This is a genomic window from Mesorhizobium sp. M0074 (assembly GCF_040322975.1).
Classification (GTDB): domain Bacteria; phylum Pseudomonadota; class Alphaproteobacteria; order Rhizobiales; family Rhizobiaceae; genus Mesorhizobium.
Window position 1 is genome coordinate 288,509 of the sequence record NZ_JAMYUM010000006.1, and the last position, 15,170, is coordinate 303,678.

Consider the following 15,170-nt stretch of genomic DNA (forward strand, 5'->3'; position numbering starts at 1 on the left):
CGGCCGCGGCACTTTCAACAAATTCCCGCCAAAGGTCTATCCCGCTTGCAGGGCGAGCTTTGTCAATTCTTTCAAGCGGTCTTCGCATCGCTGGACCTTGATCGAGCCTGACGTGCGCCAACGGCGACGGAAAACGCTCTTTCAAAATAATGAAACCGTCGCTAGGGTTTTCACCTACTGAAATCTCCAGGTGGACGCTTGCCCGTACGGTTTTCCGATCCAATCTGGCAGAAGCCGCGGACAGCCACCGCGTTCCAGTCGCTTTTTCCCGCCGGCCAATGCGTCGATGTCGTTATCGTCGGCGGCGGTATCATGGGGCTGTCGACAGCCTTGCACGCTGCCCGGTTCGGCCTTGCTGTCCAGGTGCTGGAGGCCGGCGAAATTGGCAATGGCGCATCCGGCCTGAACGGCGGTCAGGTCATTCCCGGCCTGAAATACGATCCGGATTGGCTGCTGGAGCATTTTGGTCTCGAACGCGGCGAAGCGCTCGTCAACTTTGCCGCCTCGACCGCTGACACCGTCTTCGAATTGATCCGCGACGAAAGACTGGCGGTGCCGTTCGTCCGCAATGGCTGGATCCAGGCCGCGCATACCGAGACCGCGCTGAAAGCGGCGGCGAACCGGGATCGGCAGTGGCGCGCCCGCGGCGCCGATGTCCGGCTGCTGAGCGGGACGGAGATCGCGACGATGACCGGCGCGCAAGGCTATCTCGGCGGCTGGCTCGATCGCCGCGCCGGTGCCATCGATCCGCTCGCCTACACGTCGGAACTGGCGCGCGTCGCTGCAGCGGCGGGCGTAAAGATCGCCGAGCGCCAGAACGTGATGCAGATCAGCAAGAATGCTGGCTTTTGGCACGTTTCTACGGAAAGCGGCGCCGAACTCCAGGCCAAGGCGGTCGTTCTGGCGACCAACGCCTATACCGGCGACCTGCTCCCCAGCCTCGCCGAGACGATCGTGCCGCTGCATTCCTTTCAGATCGCGACAGCGCCGCTATCGTCCAATCTCGCGGCGGCGATCCTGCCGGAAGGGCAGGCGGTGTCGGATTCGCGCCGCATCCTCGTCTATTATCGCAAGAGTGCCGACGGCCGGCTGGTGCTCGGCGGGCGCGGCCGCATGGCTTTGCCGAACGGCCCGGCCGACTGGGCGCATCTGGAACGCGCGCTGCTGCGGCTTTATCCGGCGCTGTCAGACATTGCCATTGAAAAGCGCTGGTTCGGCCGGGTGGCAATGACGCCGGACCATCTCCCGCATATCCACGAGCCAGAGAAGGGCCTGCTGGCGGTCGTCGGTTGCCAGGGCCGCGGCATCGGCCTGATGACCGCGCTTGGCGAGCGCATCGCCTCCTATTTGTCGAGCGGCGACACCAGGCAATTGCCGTTCCCGGTCTCGCCGATCCGGCCGATCCCGTTTCATGCGTTTCGGCAGGTCGGCGTTGCCGCGACGATCGCCTGGTACCGGATGCTGGACGCCTTCGAACGCTGACGTTCATGCCCAAGCGTGAAACAGCTTGACAGCTTCACGAATATGAAAAAAGTTTAGTCGATTTCAAATTATGATGGGTAGTCGATGTCGACCATCGCCGCAACGCAGCCGCTGCCGGAAACCCGGTCTTCGCCGGGTTTTCGCTTCGCCATGCTGCTGCCCGGCGGGTTGGTCACCTTCTTGCTGATCCTTTTCGCCCTCGGCCTGGTGTTCTTTCTCGCCTTTCGCGGCAATGACGGCTCGCTGCTGGGGGCTGGTTTCACCCTTGCGAATTTCGTCACTGTGGCCACCGATCCGCTGTACTGGACGGTGACGCTGCGCTCGCTGGGCATCGCCGGGCTGGTGACGCTGGCAACCGTCGTCACCGCCTATCCCGTTGCCTACTATCTGGCTTTCCATGCCGGGCGGCGGCGTGGGCTGCTGCTGTTCCTGCTGACCCTGCCGTTCTGGACCAGCTATCTGCTGCGCGTCTTCGCCTGGAAGATCGTGCTTGCCTATAATGGCGTGCTGAACTCGGCGCTGATCGAAAGCGGCATCTGGTCGGAGCCGACATTGGCGTTCTTGAATACGCCGGCAGCGGTCGTCGTCACGCTTGCCCACGCCTATGCGCCGTTCGCCATCCTGCCCATCTATGTGGCGCTGGACACCATCCCGAAATCGCTGCTCGAGGCCGCTTCCGATCTCGGCGCAAAACCATTCACCAGTTTCCGCCGCATCGTGCTGCCCAATTCGATGCCGGGCGTGCTGGCGGCCGCTCTCGTCGTCTTCGTGCCGACCGTCGGCGATTATGTGACGCCGGCGCTGGTCGGCGGCCCTGCCAGTACAATGATCGGCACACTGATCCAGGCCGAGTTCGGCAAGGCCAATGACTGGCCGTTCGGCGCCGCACTCGCCGTCGCCGTCATGCTGGTCATTCTCGCCGTGGTGCTGGTGGTGCGCTTCGCCGACCGGCGATACGGCAGCCGCACATGAACACGGCGCGCCTGGACGCAAAGCAAGGCGGCGGCTGGCTCGGAGCCTACGTCCTTGCCTATCTGGTGTTTCTGTATCTGCCGATATTGCTGATCCCGCTGTTTTCATTCAACAATTCGATCCAGGCGGCATTTCCGCTGCAAGGCTTCACGCTGGAATGGTACGGCACGCTGGTCGGCAATTCGGCGCTGTCCGGTGCGCTTGCCACCAGCCTCGTCATCGGCGCCATTGCCGCCACCGGCGCAACACTCTGCGGCATCACCGTGTCCTATATGGACCTCTACGGCCGCTCGCCGCTGGCCGCCACGATCAGTGCCATTGCGCGGCTGCCCATCCTGATCCCCGGCGTCATCGTCGGCATCTCGCTGTTGATCCTGGTCAATCTCGCCGGTTTCGGGCCGTCACGCATTGCCATTGTGCTCGGCCATGTATTGGTGGCGCTGCCGACGACGGTGGTGGTCATGCGCAGCCGCTTCGCCGCCATCCCGAAGACCATCCGCGAGGCAGCGCTCGACCTCGGCGCCTCGGACTGGACGACCTTCAGACGGGTGATGCTGCCGCTCAGCCTGCCCGCCATTATTTCGGCGTTCATGCTGGCCTTCCTGACCTCGTTCGACGAGTTCATCGTCGCCTTCTTCCTTGCCGGCACCGAGCCGACGCTGCCGCTTTATATCTGGAGCCAGCTGCGCTTCCCGAAATCGCTGCCGACCGTCATGGCGCTCGGCACGGCGATCCTGGCCGTGTCGTTCGTCATCGCCGCACTCGCCGAAATCCTGCGCCATCGCGGGCTTGCCGCCGCTCAGCGGCCAGCGCCCGCCAGCCTGTCAAAACCAGAAGAAACCGAAAGAGGAGAACTGCAATGGCATTCGACTTGAAATCGATAACGACAAAGACAGCGAAAACCGGACTGGCCGCCTTCGCGCTGGCGCTTGCATCGACTGTCGCCTTTGCCGGCGACAAGCTGCAATATTTCACCTGGTCGGGTTACGAGCTGCCCGACTTCAACAAGAGCTTCCTCGCCGCGCACCCTGATGGCGTCGAAGCCTCGATGTTTGGCGACGACGATGACGCCTTCACCAAGGTCAAGGCCGGCTTCCGCCCCGATGTCGCGCACCCTTGCTATGACAAGGTGGCGCGCTGGAACAAGGAAGGCCTGCTGCAGCCGATCGACACCAAGCGCATCAAGAACTGGGATTCGATCTTCCCGGTCTTCAAGAACCTGCCCGACCTGCAGGCCGGCGACGGCAAGGTCTGGATGGTGCCGTGGGACTGGGGCAATACCTCGATCCTCTACCGCACCGATCTGGTGAAGAACCCGGAAGCCAGCTGGAATCTGCTCTGGGACAAGCAATATGCCGGGCGCATGGCGACCATCGATGCCGTCCACGACACACCGGTGGTGGCGGCCCTTCTGGCCGGCGTCAATCCATTCGACATGACACCGGAACAGATGGACAAGGTGGCGGAGAAACTGCGCGAGCAGCGCCCGCTGCTCTCGAACTACACCACCGACATGACCTCGGTCGAACAGGCACTGGCGAGCGGCCAGCTGGTCGCGGCCATGACCTGGAACGCCTCGGCCACCTCGCTGAAGAAGCAGGGCGTGCCTGTCGAGTTCATGAAGCCGAAAGAAGGCATGCTGACCTGGGCTTGCGGCTTCGTCATGCTCAAGGACGCCAAGAACGTCGACCTAGCCTATGACTTCATCAACAGCCGGCTGGAGACGGATTCCGGAAAGTATCTGATCCAGGCCTACGGCTATGGCAGCTCGACCAGCTCGGCTTTCGCCGCCGTGCCAAAGGAGGAGTTGGAGAAACTGCAGCTGCCGTCCGATCCCGAGGTGATGCTGAAGACCACGATCTTCACCGGGCCGATGAAACAGAATGACGAACTCGCCAAGATGTTCGAGAAGGTCAAGGCAGGCGGCTGAGTTCGCTCTTCCTTCTCCCCTTGTGGGAGAAGGTGGATTGGCGCGCAGCGCCAAGACGGTTGAGGGGTGTTGGAAGGAATGAGGCGTTGGTGTTTTCTGGAACACCCCTCATCCGACCGAGCTTCGCTCGGCCACCTTCTCCCACAAGGGGGAGAAGGAAAGACCGCGCGGCGCCGGCCAAAAATACTGTAACAAGGACGAACGAATGGACATGCTGGACGAAGCGGCTGAGAAGCCGAAGGACGACGCCGACGTCAGGGTCGGCCGGCGCGTGCGGGCGCTCAGGCTGGAGCGCAATCTCTCGCTGGCCGAACTTGCCGCCAAAGCCGGTGTCTCGATAGGTGCGCTAAGCCAGATCGAGCGCGGCATGTCGTCATTGCGGGTCCGCGTGATCTGGCCGCTTGCCGCCGCCCTCGATGTAGAGCCGTCGGCGCTGATCGCCGACGGCAATGATGTCGGCAACGATCTTTATTGTGTGCGCGCCAACAGCCGGCGTCAGATCCCGGTCAAGTCGGAAGGCATCGCCAAGGCGCTGCTGTCGCCGCCGGCCGCCACGCTGACCGGCATGCTGGTGACCGTGGAAGCCGGTGGCGGCACCGCCGAAGCCTACGCTCATGCCGGCCATGAATTCGGCTTCGTCCTGTCCGGCGAGGTCGAGCTGGTGGTCGATTCGACCAGGTACGGGCTGAAGGCCGGCGACAGCTTCGCCTTCAAGAGCACGTTGCTGCATGCCTTCCGCAATCCGGGCAGCGAGCGCTGCCAGATCCTGTGGGTCAACACGACCAAACCGTCCGAGGTTCGCGATGGCGCCTGATCCGCTCGTCCGGCTGGACAAGGTCTCCAAGATTTTCCCCGGCGGCATCATCGGGCTCGACGCCGTCGATCTTGACATTGCCCGCGGCGAGTTCCTGACCTTGCTCGGACCGTCCGGCTGCGGCAAGACCACCAGCCTGCGTGTCATCGCCGGCTTCGAGAGCCCGTCGAACGGCAGGGTCCTGCTCGAAGGCCGCGACATCACGGCGCTCAGGCCCTTCGGCCGTCCCGTCAATACCGTGTTCCAGGACTACGCGCTGTTCCCACACATGAACGTTGCCGAAAATGTCTGCTTCGGCCTGTCGCTGCGCAAGCTCTCCGGTGCCGAACAGGCAAAGCGCGTCGGCGCAGCGCTCGACATGGTCGGCCTTGCTGAAAAGCTCGGCGCCCGCGTGTCGGAATTGTCGGGTGGCCAGCGCCAGCGCGTCGCGCTTGCCCGCGCGATCGTCTGCGAGCCGCGTGTGCTGCTGCTCGACGAGCCGCTGTCGGCGCTCGACGCGCATCTGCGCGAGCAGATGCAGGTCGAACTGAAGCGACTGCAGTCGCGGCTTGGCACCACTTTCGTCATGGTCACGCACGACCAGACCGAGGCGCTGTCGATCTCAGACCGCATTGTCGTCATGAACAAGGGCCGCATAGAGCAGATTGCGCCGCCGGCGACCCTTTACGATCGACCCGCCACCAAATTCGTCGCCAGCTTCATCGGCACCATGAACCTTCTGCAGTCGCGCTTTGTCGGCCGTGACGGCGAGCGCTTGCGGTTCATCGCCGGCGCTCTGCCGCTGGAAGCGATTTCGGATAAAGGCGAGCTGCCTGGCGAGGGCACGGTGCGCACCATTGGCGTGCGTCCGGAGGACCTTTTGGCCACGACCGAGGCGGCGGCCGGTACTGCACCGGTGCGGGTGAACAGCATCGTCTTTCACGGCCGCACCTTGCGCCTTCATGCAGAGTTGGGGCAGGGGACACAGGTGGTGATCGACGCGCCGCGCCGGACAGAGGGTTTTCAATTCAGCGTCGGCGACGTGGCGCATATCAGCCTGCGCCGTGGTGCCAACTGCCCTATGCTGCCTAGCTAGTCTCACTCATTTCCAGAAAACCGGAGCACGGCCCATGAGCAATCATCTCAATTTTTTCATCGGCGGCAAATGGGTCGGCCCCGTGGTTCCGGCAACGCTGGATGTGATCGATCCGTCCACTGAAGAGGCCTACACCAAAATCTCGGTCGGCTCGAAAGCCGATGTCGACAAGGCCGTGGCTGCAGCCAAGGCGGCATTCCCGGCCTTTTCGCAAACGACCAAGGCCGAGCGCCTGAAGCTGCTGAAGCGTATCCTCGAAGTCTACAATGAGCGCTACGAGGACATCGCCCAGGCGGTCAGCCAGGAAATGGGTGCGCCGATCAGGTGGGCGCGCGAGGCGCAGGCCTGGGCGGGCAGGGCGCACATGGAAGCCACTATCAAGGCGCTGGAGGATTACGAGTTCAGCGAGAAGCGCGGCACCACCATGGTGGTCAAGGAGCCGATCGGCGTCTGCGCGCTGATTACACCGTGGAACTGGCCGCTCAACCAGATAGTCTGCAAGGTGGCGCCGGCCATCGCCGCCGGCTGCACCGTCGTTTTAAAGCCTTCCGAAATCGCGCCGATCAGCGGCATCATCTTTTCCGAGGTGATGGACGCCGCCGGCACGCCGAAGGGCGTCTACAATATGGTGAATGGCACCGGTCCGGATGTCGGCCAGGTCATGGCTGGCCATCCCGACGTCGACATGGTCTCGTTCACCGGGTCGACCCGGGCCGGCATCATCGTCGCCAAGACGGCGGCCGAGACCGTCAAGCGCGTGGCGCAGGAGCTGGGCGGCAAATCGGCCAACATCGTGTTGCCCGACGCTGACTTCGAGACGGCGGTGCGCAAGGGTGTCAACGCCTGCTTCGGCAATAGCGGCCAGTCCTGCGATGCGCCGACCCGCATGCTGGTGCCGGCCGCCCGTCACGACGAGGCGCTGACGATCGCCAGGAAGGCCGCCGAACGGCACAAGGTCGGCGACCCGCGCTCGGAGGAGACCAAGCTCGGGCCGGTGGTCAGCAACATCCAGTTCGACAAGATCCAGCGGTTGATCGAGGCCGGTATCGCCGAGGGTGCGACGCTGGTCACCGGCGGCCCCGGCCGGCCGGAGCACCTCAACCGTGGCTACTATGTGCGACCGACCGTTTTCGGCCACGTCAGGCCTGGCATGACCATCGAGAAGGAGGAGATTTTCGGGCCGGTCCTGTCGGTCATCTCCTACGATGACGATGATGATGCGGTGAAGATCGCCAACGACACCGTCTATGGCCTGGCTGCCTATGTGCAGTCCGGGGATATCGACCACGCCCGCAAGATTGCCAGCCGGCTGCGCGCCGGGCAGGTGTCGATCAACTATCCGGAATGGGATACGTTCGCGCCCTTCGGCGGCTACAAGCAGTCCGGCAACGGCCGCGAATACGCCGACTGGGCGATCCACGACTTCCTCGAGATCAAGGGCATCATCGGCTACGGCGCCTGAGCCTTCGACATCTGGCATTGCGCCAACCATCGAAATTTGTTCCGAGCGTTGGTGCCTTCGGCACCGGCGTTCGGCTGAACGGCCACAACGATTGCGTGGCCGCAATGTGAGTGCGAAGCAGGGTCGCCTCAGATCGTCTTGAGATAGCCGGCCAACTGATCCGCCACCGTGCCCCAGCCGTCGTAGAAGCCCATCTCCTCGTGGCTGTTGCGCGTGGCTTCGTCGCGGTGGATGGCGGTGGCGGTGTAGCGCGTCGTCTCGCCATGCGATTGCAGCGCTATGACGGCTGTGATGAATGGGTCGCCTGACGGCCGGTAGCCGGGCAGCAGCGCATCGGTCCACACCAGCCGCTCGTCCTGGACGATCTCGAGGTAGCAGCAACGCCTATCGTTGACCTCCTTGCCGTCGGGCGACTGCATGCGGGTGCGGAACAGGCCGCCGGGCCGCAGGTCGATCTCGCAATCGGTGATGATCCACGGCTTCGGCGTGAACCATTGGCTGACATGCTCGGGTCTCGTCAGGGCCATCCACAGCAGTTCTCGCGGCGCCTCGATCGTCCGTTGGAGCACGAGGTCGAGCTTCGGATCGGGTTGGAACAACGGGACCATATTCATCTGTCTGTCTCCTTGAGTTTCAGCACGTAGTCGTCGAACTGGTCGAGACGGCGCTCCCACAGCGCACGCTGCTCGGCCAACCAGTTTTCCGCGAGCTTCAACGGCTCCGGCGCGAGCCGGTAGGTCCTGACGCGGCCGGCCTTTTCCGAATGCACCAGCCCGCAGCCTTCCAGAACCCTGAGGTGCTCGATGAAGGATGGCAGGGCCATCTCGAACGGCCGGGCAAGCTCGCTGACCGAGGCGGGGCTTCGGTTCAGTCGCTCGACCACGCGTCGCCGGGTCGGATCGGCGAGCGCCCGGAAAATGCCGTCAATGGGCGGGGGGCTTTCGGTCTGCAGGCCCGTCATGTCGTTTCCTTGCCTCGGCTATTTCGTGAGAAAATTAGCTCGGGAAATAGTTAGGAAGATTCCTTACTATTGGCAAGCGCGAAAATCGCAGACGGCCGGCGAGGCCGCTGGAAAAGTGAGAGGCGCGGTTTTAGGGTGCCGTCAGATTCGACTGGTCCGAGGACGCGTTTTGACGATCACCATGTACGGCATCACCAATTGCGATACGGTCAAGAAGGCGCGTTCCTGGCTGGCGAGCCACGATGTTGCCTATCGCTTTCACGACTACAGGGCAGACGGCCTTGACGCGGATCGGCTGAACGGCTGGTCAGGCAAGGTCGGCTGGGAAATTCTGCTCAACAAGGCGAGCACAACGTTCCGTGAACTGTCGGACGAGGACAGACTGGGCCTGGACGAGAAGAAGGCCAAGGCGCTGATGCTGGCCAAACCGACGATGATCAAGCGTCCGGTGCTGGAACTTGGCGACAGGGTTCTCGTCGGGTTCAAGCCCGATGTTTATCAGCAGGCGGTGAGTGGGAAGTAGAACCGACCCGCCGCGATCCGTCGCGCCCCCCTCTGTCCTGCCGGACATCTCCCCCTCTGGTGGGGAGATTGGATGTCACTTCGGCTTTTGCTAGTCTCCAAAGAAGGGCGCTTTCGGCGAAGCTGCCAATCTCCCCCCTTGAGGGGGAGATGGCCGGCAGGCCAGAGGGGGGCGCTGTCCCGCCGGCGTGGCTAATTGATCCCACGTAAATAGCTCGCCAGTGCCACCGCATTGTTGTGCGCCTCGTCATGGGCGCCGTAGAGCAGCGTCACCTTGCCTTCACGGAGCAAGGCACGTAGTTCCGCCACCGCCTCGCCGTTCCGGTCGAGCTCATCGCGGTATCGCCGCTGGAACTCCGCCCAGCGCGCCGGCTCATGGCCGAACCATTTGCGCAACCCATTGCTTGGCGCGATGTCCTTTAGCCAGAGCGTCAGCGCCGCGTCCTCTTTGCGGACGCCGCGAGGCCATATGCGGTCGACGAGCACCCGCTGCCCGTCATCGGGCGCCGGCGGCTCATAGATGCGCTTGACCGCGAGCTCCATTGCCAACTCCGCATGGGCCAGCAGGCGCCGCTGCTTGCTGGCCTTCGTTTAGAGATCCCGGGCCTAAACCCACTCGCCCTTGCGCATCACCGGCACGCGGCTGCCGTCCTTATGGACACCGTCTATGTCGATCTTGTCCGAGCCGATCATCCAGTCGATGTGGATGAAACTCTTGTTGCCGCCGCGCGCCGCGATCTCGTCCTGGCTGAGCGAGGCGCCGTCGACGAAGCACTTCGAATAGCACTGGCCGAGCGCGATGTGGCAGGCGGCGTTCTCGTCGAACAGCGTGTTGAAAAACAGCAGCCCGCTCTTGGCGATCGGCGAGGAATGCGGCACCAGCGCCACCTCGCCGAGACGGCGCGAGCCTTCGTCGGTATCGAGCACCTTTTGCAGCACATCCTCGCCCTTCGTGGCCTTGGCCTCGACAATGCGGCCCGCCTCGAAACGCACCGCAATGCCGTCGATCAGGGTACCCTGATAGGACAGCGGCTTGGTGCTGGTGACATGGCCTTCGACGCGCCTTGCATGCGGCGTGGTGAAAACCTCTTCGGTCGGGATGTTGGGGTTGCAGGTGATGCCGTTCTTGGCGGTCGAGGCGCCGCCCATCCACTCGTGGCCGTCGGCCAGCCCGACGGTCAGGTCGGTGCCGGGGCCGGTGAAATGCAGTGCGTGGAAATTGTGGCCGTTCAGCCATTCGGTGCGGCTCTTCAACGCCGCATTGTGCGCCGTCCAGTTGCCGATCGGGTCTTCGACATCCACGCGCGAGGCGGCAAAGATAGCGTCGGCGAGCTTGGCCACGGCGACGTCTTCGGCATCGTCCGGAAATACCTGCTTGGCCCAGGCCTCATCGGGATAAGCGACGATGTTCCAGTTGATGTCGAAGCCGGTGATCTTCTCCAGCGCCGGCTGGTAAGCCATCGAATTCGCCTTGTTGGCACGCGCCACCTTTGCCGGGTCCTGCGCCGAAAGCAGCGACGGATCCTCGCCGCGCACGGCAAGCCTCGCCGCATTGTTGGCGAAGGCTTTTGTCATGCCTTCATAGAGCCAGCCGGCGGCGCGGTCGAAGCCGGCGTCGGCGCCGTAGCGGAAGCGCGCGAGAGTGATCTCATCGTCGTTGAAGATCGGCGTCACCAGGCCCGCGCCTGCCTTGTAGGCGTGCTCGACGATCCGCCGCGTCAAAGGCAGCGCGGCAATAGACGAGGTCAGCACCAGATCCTGCCCCGGCTGCAATTGCAGCCCGACCTTGACGGCGACCTCCGCCAGCCTGTCGAGCTTCACCGGGTCGATGCTTGCGGAAACGCCGCGCGAATGTGTGGTCATGATCCTGCCTGCCGTGATTGGGGACTGTTTCTTACATAGACCGGCGCTGCCGACCTTTCCACTGTGATGTGCCGGCAGGTTTAGCGCGTGCTCTCGAGCGACCTGAACTGCGCCATCGTCGCCTCGATCTCTTCGCGGATCCAGGTCTTGAAATCCCTGACCTTACGGCTTTCGCTCTTGATGGCCGAGGTCACCAGCCAATAGCCGAGCCCGCTCTGGGCGCGTATGCCGAACGGCGCAACGAGACGGCCGTCGGCCAGCGCGTCGGCGGCCAGCAACTGCCAGCCGAGCATGACGCCGTGGCCGGCAATCGCCGATTCCAGGCACAGCATCGGATCGGTGAAGCGCGCGCCCTTCATGAAGGTGACAGGCTCCACTCCGGCCGCTTCGAACCAGCTCTCCCAACTGATCATCGATCTTTCGTCCGTGATCGCACAGGTCAAAGCAAGGTCCTCGATCGATTTCAGCTTGCTGGCGATCACCGGTGCACAGACCGGAAACACCTCCTGCGCCAGCAGCAATTCGGCCCGCCCGCCCGGCCATTTGCCGTCGCCGAGCCGAATGGCGACGTCGATGTCCGAACGATCGAGATCGGCAAGCCGCACCGAGGCATCGATGCGCAGAAGCACGTTCGGATGCCGGGCGAAATGCCGCGACAGCCGCGGCAGCAGCCATTTCGAGGCGAAAGCCGGCGCCACCGAAACCACCAGCGTGCACTCCGAGCTTTCATCGGCAAGCGCCACCGCCTGTGCGAGTTCGCGGAAGCCTGCGCTGAGCCGCGCGGTAAAGACGGTGCCGAATTCCGTCGCCACCAGGCCAGCTGGCGTTCGTTCGAATAGCGCCCGGCCGAGCTGCTTTTCTGTTCGGTTGATCTGCTGGCTGACGGCGCTGACCGAGACGTTGAGCTCGCCGGCCGCCGCCGCGAGCGAGCCCAGGCGGGCAACAGTTTCCACGGCGCGCAAGCCGTTGAGATGGACGCGGTTCAGAGTAGCCATACAGTTTTTCTAAACTGGAGCGGCTGAAATCTCAATTGCCAGACGCTAAGGAACGGCGGATTCTAAGTGGGCTACTCAGAGTGAGGAGGCAAATCCGATGAAGATTTTGTCATGGCTTGGCGCCTTTTCCCCGATCGGGGCGCAGCCGCACCGGGATGACAGCCAGGCCACCAGCTGGGTGACCGATCCGCTGTCGCATCCGGTGCTCGACACCATGTCGGAGCGCGAACTCGCCGACATGCCATTCAGGCTGACCGCGTGTCGTACCCGCTTCGAGACGGCGCCAAGGACCTGCTGCGGCTGAACAAGGACTTGCTGGCACTTCAGGTGAGCCGGCCGCCGACGCGGCTGCGCAACCCTTCTGGCCCAACAAAAGGCGGATTGTCTGACCGGCAGGCGCACCTATTGTGCATCGCGATGAAAGCCGCTTCGCCCTTGCGCCTGGCAATCGCCGGCATGATTGCCCTGGCCGTCGCCATGGGAATCGGCCGCTTCGTCTATACGCCGATCCTGCCTGGCATGATGGAAGAGCTCGGCCTGTCGCCGGCTGATGCCGGCTGGATCGCATCGGCCAATTATCTCGGCTATCTCGTCGGCGCGCTTGCCGCCACCGGCGGCTGGGCGCAAGGCCGCGAGCGCCAGCTGATGCTGGCCGGCCTTGCCGCCACCGCGATCCTCGCCGGCCTGATGGGCCTGAGCGGCACCATGCCCGGCTTTCTCCTCATCCGCTTTCTTGCCGGCCTCGCCAGCGCCTTCGTGCTGGTCTTCATGACCAGCATCGTTTTCGGTCATCTCGCCGCGGCCGGGCGAAACGACCTGCAGGCGCTGTATTTCGGCGGTGTCGGCCTCGGCATCGCGGCGTCCTCGGCGCTGTTGGCAGTCCTCGTCACCGAACATGCCGGCTGGGCGGCGGGCTGGCTGTGGTCCGCGGTGATTTCGGCCTGCGGCTTTGCCGTCGTCGCCTTGCTGGCCGGCGGCACCTCGGCCGCGAACAGCACCACCGGGAGCGAGCCGGCACTGCCGAAAGACCGGTCGCTGGTGAAGATCATCGTCGCCTACGGCCTGTTCGGCTTCGGCTACATCGTCACGGCAACGTTCCTGGTCGCCATCGTCCGCCAGGGCGGCGGCGGCCGCGTCTTCGAGGCCGTGGTCTGGATGGTCACCGGACTTGCCGGTTTCCCATCGGTCTGGCTGTGGCAGAAGCTTACGGCTAAAATCGGGCTCTATGCCACCTACGCCCTGGGGTGCCTGGTCGAGGTGGTCGGCGTCAGCGCCAGTGTCGTCATGGGCGGGCGCACCGGGCCGCTGCTCGGCGGCCTTCTTGTCGGCGGCACCTTCATCGCCATAACCGCGCTTGGCCTCCAGGCCGGACGGCAGCTTGCCCCGCAAGCACCACGCCGGATGCTGGCGGTGATGACGGCCGCCTTCGGCCTCGGCCAGATCATTGGCCCGATCGTCGCCGGTCTGCTTGCGCAGGCCTCGGGTAACTTTTTCCTTGCCTCGATCGTGGCCGCCGCCGTCCTGCTCGCCTCGGGTGCGATCGCCTGGTCGGCTGCGCCAAAATCGCCATGATTATGGTCTTGCTCGGCGCCGGGCGTTGGGCACGGGCATTTTCTTTCCCGCTAATGTGTGACTTTATGCCCGCTGAACCCGCTGATTTGCGCATCGACCGAGGATTTCGCCACAGTGTTCGTATCGTTTTTTCCGCAGCCGAAGCTGTTCTTCAGTTCGGTCGCCGTCTGGAGCCTCGCGGTCGTTCTGTTTTGGTTTTTTGGAGGAGAGCAACTTGGAGCAGTGTTTGGACTGCCCCCGATGGCCGCCGGCGTCGACAAGATCATTGGCGTGTCGCTCTTTTGGTCGAAGCCATTTCTCTGGTTCTATATATATTTTGCGGCTGTCGTCCTCATCTTCTACGGCTTTTGGGCCTGGTACCGACCTCATCCATGGCGGAATTGGTCGATCCTTGGCACCTCACTGATTCTCTTTGTGATCTATTACCAGGTGCAGGTAAATGTCGCCTTCAATGACTGGTATGGCCCTTTCTACGATCTTATTCAGAAGGCTTTAGGCACACCGTACTCTACGACGCCGTGGGACTTCTATATCCAACTGCTGACAATCATGTGGATTGCGCTTCTGGCTGTGACCGTTGGCGCCCTCAACCGGTTTTTTGTAAGTCATTGGATATTTCGTTGGCGCACCGCAATGAACGAATACTACATGACCAACTGGGAAAGATTGAGGCGCATCGAAGGTGCGTCCCAGCGTGTTCAAGAAGACACGATGCGCTTCTCCAGCACGATGGAGGATCTGGGCGTAAGCTTAGTCGGGTCCATCATGACACTGATAGCGTTCCTTCCCGTGCTGCTGCATCTCTCTGAAAACGTCACGGAACTGCCGATTGTCGGCACGGTGCCTTACTCCCTGGTCGTTGTAGCAATCCTTTGGTCGGCCTTCGGAACTACTTTCTTAGCTGCGGTAGGAATCAAACTGCCGGGTCTCGAATTCCGCACCCAACGTGTCGAGGCAGCCTACCGCAAAGAATTGGTCTATGGTGAGGACGATGCAGATCGCGCCCAACCGCCAACTGTCGCTGACCTTTTTAGAAGTGTAAGAAGCATCTATTTTCGTAAATACTTCCACTACTTATATTTTAACGTCGCTAGAATATTCTATCTACAGATCGACAATATATTTCCATATATTGTTCTTGTCCCTACGATGGTCGCGGGAAAGATCAAGCTCGGCGCTCTGAACCAGATTCTCAACTCCTTTGAGCAGGTCCGATCTTCATTTCAGTATCTGGTCAATGCCTGGCCGACGGTCGTGGAACTGATCTCGATCTACAAACGCTTGCGCGCCTTCGAGGCCACGCTCGAAGGCGAGCCGCTGCCGGAAATCGACCAGCGTTATCTCGAACGTGAGCAAGCCGGGTTGCGCCCTGAGGACCAGCCGGCAAGCTAAGACTGGCGGGCGGCGCGCGCTTACCCTCAGCCGCCCACCCCCGCGGGCCTTTAGCCGCGCCGCGAAAAAAAAAACTGAAAAATGATTGACTCGCCTTGTTTGATAACGCCGACCAACCCCGCAAACCGGT

General features: G+C 62.8%; 16 protein-coding genes. 11 read left to right on the forward strand and 5 right to left on the reverse strand.

Features of this window, described 5'->3' with window-relative positions:
• The first annotated feature begins 198 nt into the window (after window positions 1-198).
• The 7 genes from NKJ73_RS11305 (at window position 199) to NKJ73_RS11335 (ending at window position 7,735) form a co-directional block, all read left to right on the forward strand.
• Window positions 199-1,482: an NAD(P)/FAD-dependent oxidoreductase gene (locus tag NKJ73_RS11305; protein WP_352569418.1), complete on the forward strand. Its 1,284-nt coding sequence runs from the start codon at window positions 199-201 to the stop codon at window positions 1,480-1,482.
• Between the two features lie 84 nt (window positions 1,483-1,566).
• Complete coding sequence (locus NKJ73_RS11310; RefSeq protein ID WP_352569420.1) at window positions 1,567-2,454, forward strand: ABC transporter permease; 888 nt, start codon at window positions 1,567-1,569, stop codon at window positions 2,452-2,454.
• A complete protein-coding gene (locus NKJ73_RS11315; RefSeq protein ID WP_352569421.1) occupies window positions 2,451-3,329 on the forward strand; it encodes an ABC transporter permease in 879 nt (292 codons plus the stop codon). The genes NKJ73_RS11310 and NKJ73_RS11315 overlap by 4 nt, the downstream gene beginning before the upstream one ends.
• Window positions 3,314-4,384 (forward strand): ABC transporter substrate-binding protein, encoded by a 1,071-nt coding sequence (locus tag NKJ73_RS11320; protein ID WP_352569423.1) that lies wholly within the window; start codon window positions 3,314-3,316, stop codon window positions 4,382-4,384. The genes NKJ73_RS11315 and NKJ73_RS11320 overlap by 16 nt, the downstream gene beginning before the upstream one ends.
• Before the next feature lie 205 nt (window positions 4,385-4,589).
• Window positions 4,590-5,198: a cupin domain-containing protein gene (locus tag NKJ73_RS11325; RefSeq protein WP_352569425.1), complete on the forward strand. Its 609-nt coding sequence runs from the start codon at window positions 4,590-4,592 to the stop codon at window positions 5,196-5,198.
• Entirely contained in the window at window positions 5,188-6,273 is a 1,086-nt protein-coding gene (locus NKJ73_RS11330) for an ABC transporter ATP-binding protein (RefSeq protein WP_352569426.1), read from the forward strand. Before NKJ73_RS11325 ends, NKJ73_RS11330 begins: the two co-directional genes overlap by 11 nt.
• Window positions 6,274-6,307: 34 nt before the next feature.
• Window positions 6,308-7,735 carry an aldehyde dehydrogenase family protein gene (locus NKJ73_RS11335; protein WP_352569428.1) on the forward strand — a complete coding sequence of 476 codons (1,428 nt, stop codon included), beginning with the start codon at window positions 6,308-6,310 and terminating at the stop codon, window positions 7,733-7,735.
• Window positions 7,736-7,863: 128 nt separating this feature from the next.
• On the opposite strand, the gene NKJ73_RS11340 is transcribed toward NKJ73_RS11335, so the two are convergent.
• Complete coding sequence (locus NKJ73_RS11340; RefSeq protein ID WP_502896663.1) at window positions 7,864-8,349, reverse strand: SRPBCC family protein; 486 nt, start codon at window positions 8,347-8,349, stop codon at window positions 7,864-7,866.
• Window positions 8,346-8,696: an ArsR/SmtB family transcription factor gene (locus tag NKJ73_RS11345; protein ID WP_352569429.1), complete on the reverse strand. Its 351-nt coding sequence runs from the start codon at window positions 8,694-8,696 to the stop codon at window positions 8,346-8,348. The genes NKJ73_RS11340 and NKJ73_RS11345 overlap by 4 nt, the downstream gene beginning before the upstream one ends.
• Window positions 8,697-8,865: 169 nt before the next feature.
• Between NKJ73_RS11345 and NKJ73_RS11350 the strand changes: the two genes are divergently transcribed.
• Entirely contained in the window at window positions 8,866-9,219 is a 354-nt protein-coding gene (locus NKJ73_RS11350; RefSeq protein WP_352569430.1) for an ArsC family reductase, read from the forward strand.
• Between the two features lie 191 nt (window positions 9,220-9,410).
• Here the strand turns inward: NKJ73_RS11350 and NKJ73_RS11355 are convergent, their stop codons facing one another.
• The 3 genes from NKJ73_RS11355 to NKJ73_RS11365 form a co-directional block, all read right to left on the reverse strand.
• The gene (locus NKJ73_RS11355) at window positions 9,411-9,767 is read right to left on the reverse strand and encodes a DUF488 domain-containing protein (protein WP_352569431.1); all 357 of its coding nucleotides are present in this window, start codon (window positions 9,765-9,767) and stop codon (window positions 9,411-9,413) included.
• Between the two features lie 57 nt (window positions 9,768-9,824).
• A complete protein-coding gene (locus NKJ73_RS11360; protein WP_352569432.1) occupies window positions 9,825-11,081 on the reverse strand; it encodes an aminopeptidase in 1,257 nt (418 codons plus the stop codon).
• Window positions 11,082-11,161: 80 nt separating this feature from the next.
• Window positions 11,162-12,076 (reverse strand): LysR substrate-binding domain-containing protein, encoded by a 915-nt coding sequence (locus NKJ73_RS11365; RefSeq protein WP_352569433.1) that lies wholly within the window; start codon window positions 12,074-12,076, stop codon window positions 11,162-11,164.
• 97 nt (window positions 12,077-12,173) lie between these two features.
• Between NKJ73_RS11365 and NKJ73_RS11370 the strand changes: the two genes are divergently transcribed.
• The 3 genes from NKJ73_RS11370 (at window position 12,174) to sbmA (ending at window position 15,040) form a co-directional block, all read left to right on the forward strand.
• Window positions 12,174-12,380 carry a hypothetical protein gene (locus NKJ73_RS11370; RefSeq protein WP_023674059.1) on the forward strand — a complete coding sequence of 69 codons (207 nt, stop codon included), beginning with the start codon at window positions 12,174-12,176 and terminating at the stop codon, window positions 12,378-12,380.
• A 152-nt stretch (window positions 12,381-12,532) separates the two neighbouring features.
• Complete coding sequence (locus NKJ73_RS11375) at window positions 12,533-13,648, forward strand: YbfB/YjiJ family MFS transporter (protein WP_036237967.1); 1,116 nt, start codon at window positions 12,533-12,535, stop codon at window positions 13,646-13,648.
• A 114-nt stretch (window positions 13,649-13,762) separates the two neighbouring features.
• Window positions 13,763-15,040 carry a peptide antibiotic transporter SbmA gene (sbmA, locus tag NKJ73_RS11380; RefSeq protein ID WP_352569435.1) on the forward strand — a complete coding sequence of 426 codons (1,278 nt, stop codon included), beginning with the start codon at window positions 13,763-13,765 and terminating at the stop codon, window positions 15,038-15,040.
• Window positions 15,041-15,170: the final 130 nt, after the last annotated feature.

Bases quoted from the DNA above. Each gene is read 5' to 3' on its own strand.
- NKJ73_RS11310 (WP_352569420.1), top strand. From the start codon at position 1,567: ATGTCGACCATCGCCGCAACGCAGCCGCTGCCGGAAACCCGGTCTTCG.
- NKJ73_RS11315 (WP_352569421.1), top strand. From the start codon at position 2,451: ATGAACACGGCGCGCCTGGACGCAAAGCAAGGCGGCGGCTGGCTCGGA.
- NKJ73_RS11320 (WP_352569423.1), top strand. From the start codon at position 3,314: ATGGCATTCGACTTGAAATCGATAACGACAAAGACAGCGAAAACCGGA.
- NKJ73_RS11325 (WP_352569425.1), top strand. From the start codon at position 4,590: ATGGACATGCTGGACGAAGCGGCTGAGAAGCCGAAGGACGACGCCGAC.
- NKJ73_RS11330 (WP_352569426.1), top strand. From the start codon at position 5,188: ATGGCGCCTGATCCGCTCGTCCGGCTGGACAAGGTCTCCAAGATTTTC.
- NKJ73_RS11335 (WP_352569428.1), top strand. From the start codon at position 6,308: ATGAGCAATCATCTCAATTTTTTCATCGGCGGCAAATGGGTCGGCCCC.
- NKJ73_RS11340 (WP_502896663.1), bottom strand. From the start codon at position 8,349: ATGAATATGGTCCCGTTGTTCCAACCCGATCCGAAGCTCGACCTCGTG.
- NKJ73_RS11345 (WP_352569429.1), bottom strand. From the start codon at position 8,696: ATGACGGGCCTGCAGACCGAAAGCCCCCCGCCCATTGACGGCATTTTC.
- NKJ73_RS11360 (WP_352569432.1), bottom strand. From the start codon at position 11,081: ATGACCACACATTCGCGCGGCGTTTCCGCAAGCATCGACCCGGTGAAG.
- NKJ73_RS11365 (WP_352569433.1), bottom strand. From the start codon at position 12,076: ATGGCTACTCTGAACCGCGTCCATCTCAACGGCTTGCGCGCCGTGGAA.
- NKJ73_RS11370 (WP_023674059.1), top strand. From the start codon at position 12,174: ATGAAGATTTTGTCATGGCTTGGCGCCTTTTCCCCGATCGGGGCGCAG.
- NKJ73_RS11375 (WP_036237967.1), top strand. From the start codon at position 12,533: ATGATTGCCCTGGCCGTCGCCATGGGAATCGGCCGCTTCGTCTATACG.